The organism is Gemmatimonas sp. (genome assembly GCF_044376735.1).
Taxonomy (GTDB): domain Bacteria; phylum Gemmatimonadota; class Gemmatimonadetes; order Gemmatimonadales; family Gemmatimonadaceae; genus Gemmatimonas.
The window spans coordinates 12,208-25,176 of sequence record NZ_JBILKJ010000004.1 but is presented as its reverse complement, the minus strand read 5'-3'; the positions used below and the strand labels follow the sequence as shown (position 1 = coordinate 25,176).

The window sequence follows — 12,969 nt, the reverse complement described above, 5'->3', positions numbered from 1 at the left end:
TGCCGGTCAGGCCGCGCGTGACGCGTCGTCGGAGCGGGACTTCGACATCAGTCGCCACGGTTGACGGAGGTCACCGGCGGCCTCAGCGGCCAACGTCTCCATTTCCGCCGACAGTCCCGGGTTCAGGACGGCCAGACGACGACGCCACTCACCGGCCAAGACGAGGCCGAGCAGCGCTGTGCCCGAGACGATCGCCGCGAAGAGCGCCTTCAGGACCAGGCGACGGCTATCCGGCAGCGCCGGACGGACCGGTGCCTCGACGATCGTGATCACCGGCAGATTCCGGCTCTCTTCGAGGCGCGCTTGCTCCAGCCCCTGCGCGAGTCCGGACACCACCTGTTGGCGCAGGCTCACTTCCCGTCGCAGTCGGTCTTCCTGCAGCACCAGCTGCGGCGCAGCGCTGAACACGCGGTTGCTGCGCAGGAAGTTCTCGAGCCGGTCTTCGGCGGCACGCAGTTCGCTGCGCGCCATCGACAGGCGCGCGTCGGTGAACACGCGTTCCTGCGACGCCTGCGACTGCTGCGCCAGAACATTGAGTCGATTCAACTCGACGAGGGCGCGGGCGGCTACCTGGCGGGCCAGCTCGGGGTCGTCGAGGCGCACGGCGAGACGAACCAGCCCGGTCTTGATTCCCACACTGGCGCTCACCATGGTGCGCAACTCGCGCAACGCGAACTCGGCGCGGCGTGCCGTATCGGCGACGCCGGGCACGAGGTGCGTGGCGAGATCGACCGTCCGACCACTGGCGTCCGAATAGCGCCCGCTCAACAGCTGCCGCATCATGCCGTCACCACGCAGTACGTCGGCGTAGAAGTCCGGTGACTGTCCCGACTGCGCAGTGGGCACGTTGACGCCGAACTGCGCGGCCAATCCCGCGAGGCGAGACATGCCGCCCCCCGGCGACTGTGCCACGAATGTCGCGTGGGATACCCACTGGCGATCGGCCAGCAGTCCAGCGCCCACAACGAGGGCGGCCGTGATCATCGGCAGGACGAGCAGGAGCCGACGCTTGCGAAGCGCCAGACGCAGCACGTCGAGCGCCGTGAGCGTGGCGTGTCGTGACATGCCCGGTGCGCTGCTGGCGACGACAGTGGAGGAAAGCGGTGTTGGTGTCATACGGTGTTCACCTGGAGCAGGGACTGCAATGCGGCAGCAGTGCGGGATGCCGCCGTGCCGAGACTGAAATGGGACGTGACATGACTACGGCTCTCCTGCGAGAGCGTGGCGGAACGACGCGCGAGGAGTCGGGACAACCCGACAGCGACGGCGTCGACCGAGCCGACCGGTGCCACTTCGCCGAAGTCGGCGACGATCTGCGCCGACGCGCCACAGTCCGTGACGACCGCCGGGACGCCGCAGGACATGGCCTCCGCGACGACGTTCGGGAACCCTTCGCGGCGTGAGGTCAGGGCGAGGACGTCGAAGGCCGGATACACCGTGCTGGTGTCCGCCTGACCGCCCACCAGGTGCACGCGGCTCGCGATGCCGAGCGACCGCGCGAGCTCCTCGAGCGCGGCGATCCGTTCGGGTTCGCCGTGGCCAACGCACACCAGATGGCAGCTGGCCTCGGGCGCGCAGGCGCGGGCGAACGCACGAAGCAGCAGTTCGTGATCCTTCACGGGATCGAGTCGACCCACGTGCCCCACGACCGTCGCATCGAACGGGATCGACCAGACGGCGCGCCAGTGCGCCCGCGCGGACGTCGAGGGCGCGAACCGCATCACATCGATGCCGTTGGGGACGACGACGCCAGCGGGCGCGTTGGGAACGAAGTCGAGATAGCTGTCGAGCCCCGCGCGACTGTTTGCGATCAGGAGATTCGCCCGCGGCGTAGCGTATCGGGCGAGTGTCCGGACAAGACGGGCCTTGCGCGCCACTGGCCGCACGTCGTAGTCGCTGGTGCGAAGCCCCAGCACGACGCGCGGACGCACCGCGGACGGCAGCTGCGAGGCCGCCGCCAACGCCAGCAGCCATTGCACTTCCAGAAAGGCGTAGATGACCTGCGCTTTGGACGTCGAGAGCAGCCGTGTCAGCCCCGGTACGGCCGTCACCGCGAGGCCGACGACGCGCGGAAGCACATGCACCACGAGCCCGTGCGACTCGGCCACGGCCCGCAGGGGGCCGTCGGCCAGCGCGATCAGCGTCACGGAATGGCCATGTCGCTGCAGCTCCGCCGCCAGGGCAATCGCCTGCGTTTCGGCGCCGCCGATTCCCAATCCACCCAGCAGCATCATTGCCCGGAGCGGCGTGGTGGCCAGCGGCCCAGTGGGGCCGGGTGTCCGTTCAGTCATGGTCGCGGTCATGGCGCGGACTCGGGATCGTCTCGCCCGGGTAGTGCGGTGATCAGCGCGAGACCGATGAGCACGAAGGTGTCGTCGGCCACGTTGTGCGAGAACACGCCCCAGAGCGCCACGAATGCCACGAAGGCCTGTGCGGCGGTGCGATGGATACCCGACCGGTGCTGCCGGTACCGCGACCATGCGAGCAACAGCAAGGCAGGCATCAGCAGCGCACCGAGGACGCCGTACTCGGCCAGGTGCCGCACGTAGATGTTGTGGGTGGACTCGGGCTCGTTCCACTCCACCGTGGCGCCCGTGCCGAAGCCCGTGAGCGGGCGCTCACCGAAGAGGTCGAGCGCATGCATCGCCAGGTTGGAGCGCGACGAGGCGCTGACGTCGGCGCTGAACTCTTCACGCGAGCCGATACCGAGCCGCTGACGCACGAAGCGATCGGCGCCGCCGCTGAGATAGCTCAACTCGCCGCTGGCCATCATGGTGCCCACGACCGATGCCACGAGCAGCAGGCCGCCGCCCGTCAGCAGCGACAGGCGCTTCACGCGCAGCTGACGCGAGGCAAGCAGCACCATGAGCACGAGGCCGAAGCACAGCAGGGCGCCGCGCGACAGCGTGAGAAACACACCGGCGCCGACCAGCAGCGCAAAGACCTCGCGCAGTCGCGCCGGCACGATGGGCAGGGCCAGCAAGAGGCCGCTCACGAGCGCGGCGCCGGCGATGTTCGGGTTCACGTAGAAGCTGGCCGATCGACCCAGTGCCATGCTGAACGTCATCGGGTGCGTGATCTCCCAGACGTTGATCGCCACCGTCACTATCGTAGACACGGCAATCGCCCGCCGCGTGATCGTTCGCGTGGCGGCGTCGGCCATCAACACGGAGAAGCCCACGAGCAGCATGGCCGACAGCGTGCGCGTTTGCGCCTCCTGGAGCGCGATCTCGCTCCCCGACGACCAGAGAAAGGCGAGCATGGCGAGACACGCGCCGGCCGCGCTCCAAATCTTGACGCCGGTGCTGCCCAGTCGGGTGGGTTCGAGCATCACCGCCGCGCCCGCGCAGCCGAGCACCACCAGCATGAAGGCCAGCGGTGGCAGCGGCAGCGCGCCGGTATTGAACGCCCAGGTGCTGAACCCCGAGAAGAGGAACGCGACGGCGACCAGCGCACCGATGCCGCGGGCGATCCGCGCCAGCGTCGACGTGCCGTCGATGGCGGCCGTGGGGATCATGGCGGCCGTCACGCGGCGTGCCTCCGGCTGGCGCGGAACACGTCATCCCACGCGCGCAGCATGCGCGCGGGTGCAAAGCGCTGCGTCGACGCGCGCGCCGATTCGCCGAGACGACTCCGGTACGCCGGGTCGTCGAGAACCCGCGTCATGGCACTGGCGAGCGCGACGGCGTCGTCCACGGGCACGAGCAGTCCGAGGGTGTCGTGCGCGAGCAGCTCTGACGGTCCCGAGTCGCAGTCGGTCGCGACACAGGCACAGCCGCAGGCCATCGCCTCGAGCAGCACATTCGGGAAGCCCTCGTACCGCGAGGAGAGCACGAAGACCGCGGACTCCGCGAGCATGTCGTCCACGGTCGATGTCCGGCCGGGAAGTGACACCACGCGGTCGAGGCCCAGTGCGTGCACCTGCGTTTCCAGCGCGGCGCGCATCGGCCCGTCACCGCTGATCACGAGTCGCCACGCGGGGTGGGTGCGGTGCACGAGGGCGAAGGCGCGGAGCAGCGTGTCGAACCCCTTCTGCGGTACGAGTCGACCGACGGCCGCAATCGTCGCCGCGCGGGCCCCGGCGGTGACCGCCGGGGCGGCGACCTCGCGCAGCGGATTCCCGATCACATGGACTCTGGATGGCGCGACGTGTGTCTCCGCCCACGAGCGCACCCGCTCGGTCTGCACGACGAGTGCGGCGGCCCCGCGATACGTCAGGCGTCGCAAGGCCGACCACGCCTCGCCGATGTCGTGCCGTCGCGGGTCGATGCGCTCCGAAATCACGACGGGAATGTCGAGACCCCGCGCCGCCAGCAGGGTGCTCACGTTGGTGCGGTCCGTAAAGCTCACGATGATGTCGGGGGTCGCGTGGCGCAGCGCGCGCCGCAGCGTGCGCACGCGAACGGCATTGGCCCGAATGGCCGCGAGTGACGAGGCGCTTGCGCCCGCGATGTCGAGCGCCACGCGCGTGACGCCGTCCGGCACGCCGTGAAAATCGTGACGGCCATCATCGAACGTGAAGAGCGTGACGGTATCGCCGCGCGCCGCCCAGGCGGCACACAGCGACAGCATGACGCGCTCGGCGCCGCCCGAACCCAGCGATGCGATCACGCAGCTGATGTGCACGGGGCCTCCGCTGTCCGGGCGAGCGACGGAACGCGTTCATGGAGAACGGCGCTGCGCGATGCGGCTTCCGCCGCGCGCAGACGCCGGTGCGCGGCGATCGCGAGATAGGCGCATGACACGGTGTACACGGCGGCGGTGGAGAGCGCGATGCCGGCCACGCCATACCGACGCATGAACACGATGTTCAGGGCGACGTTCACCACCAGATTGATTGCCGACCCGATCGTGAGCAGCCGATTCGCCTGAAGGGCGGAGATCAGGCGGACGTACAGGATACCAAGCAGGTGCACGGGGACCTGCAGCAGATACGCCGCTTGTACGCGCGCGACCGTGGCCGTTTCCGCCGCCGAGAACGCGCCACGTTCGAACAGGAGTTGCACGATGGGCGCCGAGAACAACACCAGCGCCACGGTCACCGGGACGGTCGTGCCCAGCAGCAGCCACCGGAGCCGGCGCTCGAGCTCGCGCAACGCCGTCCATTCCGCGCGCGCCACCAGCGCGGAGAGATGCGGCAGCAGCGTGGTACTGAGCGCCATCGCACCGACGGTCATGAGCACGGAGCTGACCTTCGTACCGTAGCCAAGCGCGGACACGCTGCCCACGGGGAGCCAGGCGGCCATGGTCTGATCCACGAGCGTCGTGGCGCTCATCAGCATCGCGCTGGCCACCGCCGGGAGGTACTGCACGCGCACCCGCGCCAGCGCGGCGGTCAACGTGGCGCGCTCGTGTTCGGGCACGTCCACCATCGCGGCACCGAGCATCGGGAGACTGCGCCGACGCAACGCCCAGGCGAGCCACGCCGCCTGCGCAATCGTGCCGGCAACAAGCCCGCCCACCATTGTCCACACGGTGGGGGCGGGTACGAAGGCGATGCCGATGGCGATACCGAGCGGCTGGGTGATCGGTGCGAACACGCTGGCGGTGTAGGCCCCTTCCGCGGCGAGCAGTCCGCTCCAGGCTGAACACACGCCCTGCAGGAGGGTGAACGGGGCGAGCGCGAACGCGAGCAGCGGAAGCACGGCGCGCGTGTCGGCGTCCAGCCGCGAACCGGGAAGCCACCCGAGCAGCAAGGAGGCGAGCGCGGCGACACACGAGAGCGCGACCAGCCAGCGATAGCTCTGTCGCAGGGCGGCGCCGGCGAGGAGCCTCGCCGAAGCGCTGCCGCGTTGCTCACGCTGCGCGATGTAGGCGGGCGTCAGCGCCGCTGGCAGCGTGCCCGCCGCCACACTGATCAGAAACGTGGGGACGACCAGTGCGAGCAGGAACGCGTCGAGCGCTGCCCCGTTGCCGAAGTGGGCAGCCACGAGGCTGTCCTTGAGCAGCGCGGCGACCTTCACCACGGCGGTGAGTCCGCCCACGGCCAACGCCGCGCGAAGCAGGGCGCGCATCAGCCACGCCTCCACGCCTGGAACATCAACAGATGCCACAACGCCGGCGCCCAGTTCCGGGTGCCGTCACGATGCTCCTTCCATGTCTGTAGCACCGGCTCCGCACGGAAGATGCCGTCGTGTCGCAACGCGTCGGGCGACAGCAGGTCGTCAGCCCAATCCCGCAACGGACCACGCAGCCATTCGGCAATCGGCACCGCGAAGCCCTGCTTCGGCCGGTCGATCAGCGGACGCGGCACGTAACGGTCGAGCACCTGACGGACAATCCACTTGCCCTGGCCATCGCGCTGCCAGCAGTTCGTCGGCAGCTGCCACGCAAACTCGGCCACTCGGTGATCCAGTAGCGGCGCGCGCGTTTCGAGACTGGCGGCCATCGCCGCCCGGTCCACCTTGACGAGAATGTCGTCGGGCAGGTAGCTCACCTGATCGCGGAACATCATGTCGGCCAGCAGCCCACCGCGACCGGCATTGAACGGCGCACGGATCGCCGTATCCTGCTCCACGACGCCGGGGAGCAGATCCTGTGGGCGCCGCCACGCGGATACGAGGTGCAGATAAAAGTCGGGGAAGGTGCGCGTGTCGATCAGCGTGGCCAGCTTGTGCACGCGATCGCCCGTGATTCCGCGAGACATCAGCCCCATCGGACCGAGTGCGCGATTCCACGTGCCCGCGCCGACGGCGGTGAGCATCGCGCGGGTGGCCCGACGCATCGGGTAGGGCAGTCCGCCCACGCGCGGCCATGCGCGCATCGCCAGCGGATAGCGCGCGTAGCCGCCGAACAGTTCGTCACCACCGTCGCCGCTGAGCGCCACGGTGACGTGCTCGCGCGCAAGCTTCGCCACGAGTACGGTGGGGATCTGTGACGAGTCGGCAAACGGTTCGCTGTAGATCGACGGGAGTCGCGGGATCACGTCGAGCGCGTCCTTCGCCGTCACGAACATCGTCGTGTGGTCGGTGCCGATGTGACGCGCGACGGCCTCGGCATGCGGCGCCTCGTCGAAGGCCGACTCGCGAAATCCGATCGTGAACGTGCGGACCGGCCGCGCGCTCTGCGCCTGCATGAGCGCCACAATCAGCGACGAGTCGATGCCGCCGGAGAGAAAGGCGCCGAGCGGTACATCCGCCACCATCTGGTCGGCCACGGCGCCCCGCAGCAGGCTGTCCAGCTGCTCCACGCGGGCCTCGTCGCTGCCGGCGAGCGGTGTCGCGAGTCCCGACCTCGCGACGTCGCGGACGCTCCAGTAGCGAGTCGTCGATGCGCTGCCGTACACCGGTGCCGAAAACGTGGCGATGGTGCCTGGCTCGAGCTTCACGACATCGCGTAACATCGACATCGGCGCCGGCACGTAGCCGTGACGCAGGTAGGCGGCGAGGGCCGCCGGCTCGATCTCGCCGGACACGCCAGGCAATGTGCGCAACGCCGACAGCTCAGACGCGAAGGCCAATCCGCCGCGGCAGCGTCCGACGTACAGCGGCTTCTCGCCGAAGCGGTCGCGGGCCAACGACAGGACGCCGCGGTCCCGATCCCACAGCGCAATCGCGAACATGCCCACGCAGTGGCCGAGCGCGGTCTCCAAGCCGTCGCGCTCGATGAGCGCCAACAGCACCTCCGTGTCCGAATGGCCACGGAATGCCACGCCCTGCGTGCGCAACGTGTCGCGAAGCGCGCGGTAGTTGTAGATCTCGCCGTTGAACACGAGCCAGTACCGACCCGACGTCGACGGCATCGGCTGTTGGCCGAGCGGACTGAGGTCCACGATCGACAGGCGACGATGACCGAGGGCGATGCCACGGGATGCGTCGACCCATGCACCGGATGCGTCGGGTCCCCGATGCACCAACGCATCGGTCATGCGAGTCAGTGCAGCTCGCGCTGCATCCTCGTCGCACGCGCCCATCCAGAAGCCGGCAATGCCGCACATGTCAGTTGAGTGGCGTAGTCCTGTGAGTCCCTGTGCCGCGGACGAACCTGCCGTGTGATGGGCAGTTCCTTCCGTGTGTCGTGTCCGGAATTGGCCACGCGCTGCGTGGGTGATACCAAGACGATCTCCCGAAAGCGTTGTCACGCAAGGACTTGCGAGAGCGCCACACAGGCTCGCTCGGCGCCCCCCGCGTTGATCGTCCGGCCCACACCGACATGGAAAAGCACGAGCTGTGCCACAAAACGAAACGCCCGGCCATCCGGGCCGGGCGTTCTGTGTCGCGAAGCGGTGAGTCGCTGACCGCCGGCCGATTACGGTCGGCCGATGCTCGTGTACCGGAAGCCCTGAGCACGGACGTCCTCGGCGCGATACACGTTGCGCAGGTCGACGAGGACCTTCTGCGTCATCGACGCCCCCAGCCGATCGAGATCCAACGCGCGGAACTCGTTCCACTCGGTGATGATGACGAGGACGTCGGCACCGACTGCCACGTCGTAGGCATCGGTGCACCAGTGCACGCCGGGCAGCAGCGGCCCCGCTTCGTGCATCGCCGCCGGATCGTAGGCCCGTACCGTGGCACCCGCGTCCTGCAGGGCCGGTACGATGGCCAGACTCGGGGCGTCGCGCATGTCGTCGGTGTTCGGCTTGAACGCCACACCCAACACCCCCACCGTCTTGCCGCGCACCGAGCCGCCGCACGCGGCCATCACACGCGACGCCATCGCCCCCTTCCGCGTGTCGTTCACCTGCACGACGCTCTCCACGATGCGTGCCGGCGAGCCGTACTCCTGAGCCGTGCGCACCAGCGCGATCGTATCCTTCGGGAAGCACGAGCCGCCGTACCCCGGACCCGCGTGCAGGAACTTCTTGCCGATACGGCCATCGAGCCCCATGCCACGGGCCACATCCTGCACGTTGGCGCCGACTTTCTCGCACAGATCCGCCATCTCGTTGATGAACGTGATCTTCGTGGCGAGGAAGGCGTTCGCCGCGTACTTCGTGAGCTCGGCCGTCTCCAGCGTGGTCATCACGACCGGCGTTTCCATGAGGTAGAGTGGGCGATACAGCGCCTGCATGACGGCCCGCGCGCGGTCCGTCTCCGCACCGATCACCACACGGTCGGGACGCATGAAATCACCGATCGCCGAGCCTTCACGGAGGAACTCGGGATTCGACGCCACGTCAAACTCCGCCGTGGGGTTGGTGCGGCGAATGATCTCCGCCACCCGTCGACCGGTCCCCACCGGCACCGTGCTCTTTGTCACGACCACCGTGTAGCCCTGCAGCGCCTTCGCGACCTCGATGGCCGCGGCCTCGACGAAGCGCAGATCGGCGTGACCGTCACCGCGGCGCGATGGCGTGCCCACCGCAATGAACACCGCATCGGCTTCCGCAACCGCCGTCGCCAGGTCGGTCGTGAACGCCAGGCGTCCGCTCTTGATGCCCTTGGCCACCAGCGCGTCGAGTCCCGGCTCGTAGATCGGGATCTCGCCCTTCAAGAGCCGTTCGATCTTTTCCGCGTTGACGTCCACACAGGTCACGTCGGGGCCGAACTCTGCAAAACAGGCACCGGACACGAGGCCGACATAGCCTGTGCCGATCATGGCGATCTTCATGACGCGTCAGTCTCCGATCTGAAAGTACTCGCGATACCAGGCGACGAAATTCGCCACGCCGGTTTCGATCGGCGTTTTGGGGGCGAAGCCCACGTCGCGCACCAGCGCATCGACGTTCGCGTACGTCGCCGGCACATCGCCCGGCTGCAGCGGCAGCATGCGTTTCTCCGCGACGCGCCCCAGCGACCTCTCAATAGTCTCGATGAGATACATCAATTCGACCGGGTTGTTGTTACCAATATTGTAAATTCGGTAGGGCGCCTTGCTCGTAGCTGGATCGGGGGCCTCGGAGTTCCACTCCGGATTCGGCTCGGCCGTGTGATCGTTGGTGCGGATCACGCCTTCCACGATGTCGTCGATGTACGTGAAGTCCCGCTGCATCTTGCCGTGATTGAACACATCGATCGGCTTGCCTTCCAGAATGGCCTTCGTGAACAGGAACATGGCCATGTCGGGACGGCCCCACGGTCCGTACACCGTGAAGAAGCGCAGCCCGGTGGTAGGCAATCCATACAGATGGCTGTAGGTGTGCGCCATCAGTTCGTTCGCCTTCTTCGTGGCCGCATACAGTGACACCGGATGGTCGATGTTCTGGTGCACCGAGAACGGCATCGCCGTGTTCGCGCCGTACACACTCGACGACGACGCATACGTGAGATGCTGGACCTCGTGGTGCCGGCATCCTTCGAGGATGTTGATGAACCCGACGAGGTTGCTTTCGATGTAGGCGTGCGGATTGGTGATCGAGTACCGCACACCGGCCTGCGCCGCCAGGTTGATCACGCGATCGAAGCGCTCCTCGCGAAACAGGCGCGCTACGCCGTCACGGTCGGCCAGATCCATGCGGAACAGGCGGAATCCCGGCTTGGCCGAGAGCCGCGCGATGCGCGCCTCCTTCAGCGTGGGATCGTAGTAATCGTTGACGTTGTCGAGGCCCACCACTTCATCACCGCGGGCCAACAGCCGCTCGCTGGTATGATAGCCGATGAAGCCCGCGGCTCCGGTCACCAGAATTTTTGCCATGCGCTGATCGCCATTCAGGAAGAGAGGTCGGGTGCTACGATCCCGCTGCCGACGATTGAGCGGGGGGATGCGCCACGGGCGGCCGTTGCAACAACACCACCGCCCCCATGATGGCGAATCCGCCCATCAAGGTACCGGTGCCGACCGACTGCTGCAGGAGGAGCACGCCCAGCAGCGTCGTCCAGAACGGCTCCACGGTGGATGTAATCGCGGCGCGGACGGGACCGAGCACCCGCAGCCCCGCCAGAAACGACAGGAAGGACACCGCCGACAGCACGCCCTGCATCGCGCTTGCGCCGAACGCCGCCAGATTGGGAAGACGGAACAGCGTGCCCGCGGCCGCGGCCCAGGTCACGAAGAGCAGTGCACCGCCCACGGCGATCGCCCGCGACACGTCGATCGCGTCACGCTGGCGCTGCAGCGTGCCCAGCACGGGGATGTACAGCGCATAGACCAGCGCCGCCGTGAGCACCGCCGCCACCCCCAGTGGGTTCAGCGACGCCGTATTCGGCGCACCAACCATGAAGGCAATGCCGCCCAGCGCCAGCAGGAGGGCGGTCACGCGGGGGCCGTCCAGTCGCTCGATGCCGCGTACCGCCGTGATCACCGCGACCCAGGCCGGGAAGGTATAGAAGAGGAACGATGCCGTCGCCGCTGGAATCCAGCGCAGCGCGACCAGCGCCAGGGTGGCCACCGTGGCCTGGCCGCCCCCTGCCACCAGCAGCACGCGCGGCAAGAACCAGGGGGCGACCCCGGTGCGGGGGGGACGCCCGCGCCACCAGCCCAACGCCACCAGCAGCACGGCGCTCGTGGTGTACCGCCACGCCTGTACCGACTCCAATGCCATGCCGCGGTCGGTCGCGATCACGGTCAGCGGCGAGATGCTGCCGAAGCAGCAGGCGCTCAGCACGACCAGCAGCGTCGCCCGCAGCACCGACGCGGACGGCGGGCCGTCCTGCCCCGAACTCACAGCAGCGAGCCGCTCAGCAGCAGGTAGGCGATGCCGAAGTAAATGCTGATGGCCGACACGTCGACGATCGTGGCCACGAGGGGCGCCGACGCGCTGGCCGGGTCGAAGTTGAGGCGCTTGAGCAGGAACGGCAGCATCGAGCCCGTGAGCGATCCCACGAGGACGATGCCCACCAGCGCCAGCCCGACGGTAACGGCAATCATAAACGAGTGCGGTCCGTAGTCGTACAGCCCGAGCGCGTTCCACATGAGAATACGGCCGAACGCGATGGCGCCGAGCAGCAGGCCAAGAATGATGCCGGCCGGCAACTCGCGCAGCACGACCCGCCACCAATCGCCGAGGTGCACTTCGCCCAGCGCCATCGCGCGGATGATCAGCGAGGTGGCCTGCGACCCCGAGTTACCCCCCGAGCTCATGACCAGCGGGATGAACTGCGACAGCAGCAGCACGCGGCCGATTTCGCCCTCGTAGCGCGCCATCACCGACGCGGTGAGCATCTCGCTCACCGCCAGCACGGCCAGCCAGCCCCCGCGCTTGCGCACGTTCTGCCAGAGGCCGATCTGCATGTAGGGCTCTTCGAGCGCCTCCATACCGCCGAACTTCTGCGCGTCCTCGGTGCCTTCTTCCTGAATGACGTCGATGACGTCGTCGACCGTCACCACGCCCAGCAATCGCTTCTCCGCATCCACGACCGGCAGGGCCACCAGGTCGTAATTCGACGTGATCTGCGAGACCTCTTCCTGCGGCATGTCGGGGGCGACGCTCACCACCTCGCTCCAGGCGAGTTCGGAGAGCGGTGTCCCGTCGGGGGATGCCAGCAGTTCGCGCAGCGACAGCACACCACGCAGGCGACCGGTCCGATCCACCGTGTAGATCGTGTACATCGCCTCGCGACGGCCGGCCCGCGACATCGCCCGCACCGCGACCAGCGCTTCCTCCGCCGTGAGGTTCTCGTCGACCGATACGAACTCGGTGGTCATCAGACCGCCGGCCGTGTACGGGTCGTACTCCAGCAGGCGCTCGGTCTCCGCCTTCTCCGCCGGCTCGAACTCGGCGAGAATGTCGTCGGCCGTTTCCTCGTCGAGTTCCTCGAGTGCGTCGGCCCGCTCGTCCGGCGTCATCTCGGACATGAGCGACGCCGCTTCGACCGCCGTCAGCTCCTCGAGCACCATCGTGCGCAGCTGCTCGTCGAGATACTCGAGCACTTCGCCGGCCCGCTCCTTCGGCAAGGCCGAGAGGAACGCGCGCACCATCTCCTCCGGCAGCGCCTCCGCAATGTCCGCGAGGTCGGCCGGGTGCATTTCCTCCGTCTGCGGCCCGATGCTTTCCGGGTGCTCCTCGAGCAGCTCGAGCAGGTCCGGAACGATCAGCGTCGCGAGCGGCCGGTCTACTTTCGAGTGAGGAGGCATCGGCGAGGGGCGGCG

At 68.1% G+C, this 12,969-nt stretch carries 10 protein-coding genes; all 10 read right to left on the bottom strand.

Annotated elements, in window-relative coordinates:
• Positions 1-6: 6 nt before the first annotated feature.
• Complete coding sequence (locus tag ACIRA7_RS01210; protein ID WP_396218961.1) at positions 7-1,065, bottom strand: hypothetical protein; 1,059 nt, start codon at positions 1,063-1,065, stop codon at positions 7-9.
• 47 nt (positions 1,066-1,112) lie between these two features.
• A complete protein-coding gene (locus ACIRA7_RS01205) occupies positions 1,113-2,303 on the bottom strand; it encodes a glycosyltransferase (protein WP_396218960.1) in 1,191 nt (396 codons plus the stop codon).
• Entirely contained in the window at positions 2,300-3,529 is a 1,230-nt protein-coding gene (locus tag ACIRA7_RS01200) for an O-antigen ligase family protein (RefSeq protein WP_396218959.1), read from the bottom strand. Before ACIRA7_RS01200 ends, ACIRA7_RS01205 begins: the two co-directional genes overlap by 4 nt.
• Positions 3,526-4,611 (bottom strand): glycosyltransferase family 4 protein, encoded by a 1,086-nt coding sequence (locus ACIRA7_RS01195; protein WP_396218958.1) that lies wholly within the window; start codon positions 4,609-4,611, stop codon positions 3,526-3,528. The genes ACIRA7_RS01200 and ACIRA7_RS01195 overlap by 4 nt, the downstream gene beginning before the upstream one ends.
• Positions 4,608-6,014: a murein biosynthesis integral membrane protein MurJ gene (gene murJ / locus ACIRA7_RS01190; RefSeq protein ID WP_396218957.1), complete on the bottom strand. Its 1,407-nt coding sequence runs from the start codon at positions 6,012-6,014 to the stop codon at positions 4,608-4,610. Before murJ ends, ACIRA7_RS01195 begins: the two co-directional genes overlap by 4 nt.
• On the bottom strand, positions 6,014-7,936 hold the full coding sequence (gene asnB / locus ACIRA7_RS01185; protein ID WP_396218956.1) for an asparagine synthase (glutamine-hydrolyzing): 1,923 nt from the start codon (positions 7,934-7,936) through the stop codon (positions 6,014-6,016). The genes murJ and asnB overlap by 1 nt, the downstream gene beginning before the upstream one ends.
• 311 nt (positions 7,937-8,247) lie before the next feature.
• Positions 8,248-9,552: a UDP-glucose dehydrogenase family protein gene (locus ACIRA7_RS01180; protein ID WP_396218955.1), complete on the bottom strand. Its 1,305-nt coding sequence runs from the start codon at positions 9,550-9,552 to the stop codon at positions 8,248-8,250.
• Between the two features lie 6 nt (positions 9,553-9,558).
• The gene (locus ACIRA7_RS01175; RefSeq protein WP_396218954.1) at positions 9,559-10,575 is read right to left on the bottom strand and encodes an NAD-dependent epimerase; all 1,017 of its coding nucleotides are present in this window, start codon (positions 10,573-10,575) and stop codon (positions 9,559-9,561) included.
• Positions 10,576-10,609: 34 nt separating this feature from the next.
• Positions 10,610-11,545 carry a DMT family transporter gene (locus tag ACIRA7_RS01170; protein WP_396218953.1) on the bottom strand — a complete coding sequence of 312 codons (936 nt, stop codon included), beginning with the start codon at positions 11,543-11,545 and terminating at the stop codon, positions 10,610-10,612.
• A complete protein-coding gene (gene mgtE / locus ACIRA7_RS01165; RefSeq protein ID WP_396218952.1) occupies positions 11,542-12,954 on the bottom strand; it encodes a magnesium transporter in 1,413 nt (470 codons plus the stop codon). The genes ACIRA7_RS01170 and mgtE overlap by 4 nt, the downstream gene beginning before the upstream one ends.
• Positions 12,955-12,969: the final 15 nt, after the last annotated feature.

Coding starts and splice junctions, on each gene's coding strand:
- ACIRA7_RS01175 (WP_396218954.1), bottom strand. CDS start 10,575: ATGGCAAAAATTCTGGTGACCGGAGCCGCGGGCTTCATCGGCTATCAT.
- ACIRA7_RS01180 (WP_396218955.1), bottom strand. CDS start 9,552: ATGAAGATCGCCATGATCGGCACAGGCTATGTCGGCCTCGTGTCCGGT.
- mgtE (WP_396218952.1), bottom strand. CDS start 12,954: ATGCCTCCTCACTCGAAAGTAGACCGGCCGCTCGCGACGCTGATCGTT.
- ACIRA7_RS01205 (WP_396218960.1), bottom strand. CDS start 2,303: ATGACCGCGACCATGACTGAACGGACACCCGGCCCCACTGGGCCGCTG.
- asnB (WP_396218956.1), bottom strand. CDS start 7,936: ATGTGCGGCATTGCCGGCTTCTGGATGGGCGCGTGCGACGAGGATGCA.
- ACIRA7_RS01210 (WP_396218961.1), bottom strand. CDS start 1,065: ATGTCACGACACGCCACGCTCACGGCGCTCGACGTGCTGCGTCTGGCG.
- murJ (WP_396218957.1), bottom strand. CDS start 6,014: ATGCGCGCCCTGCTTCGCGCGGCGTTGGCCGTGGGCGGACTCACCGCC.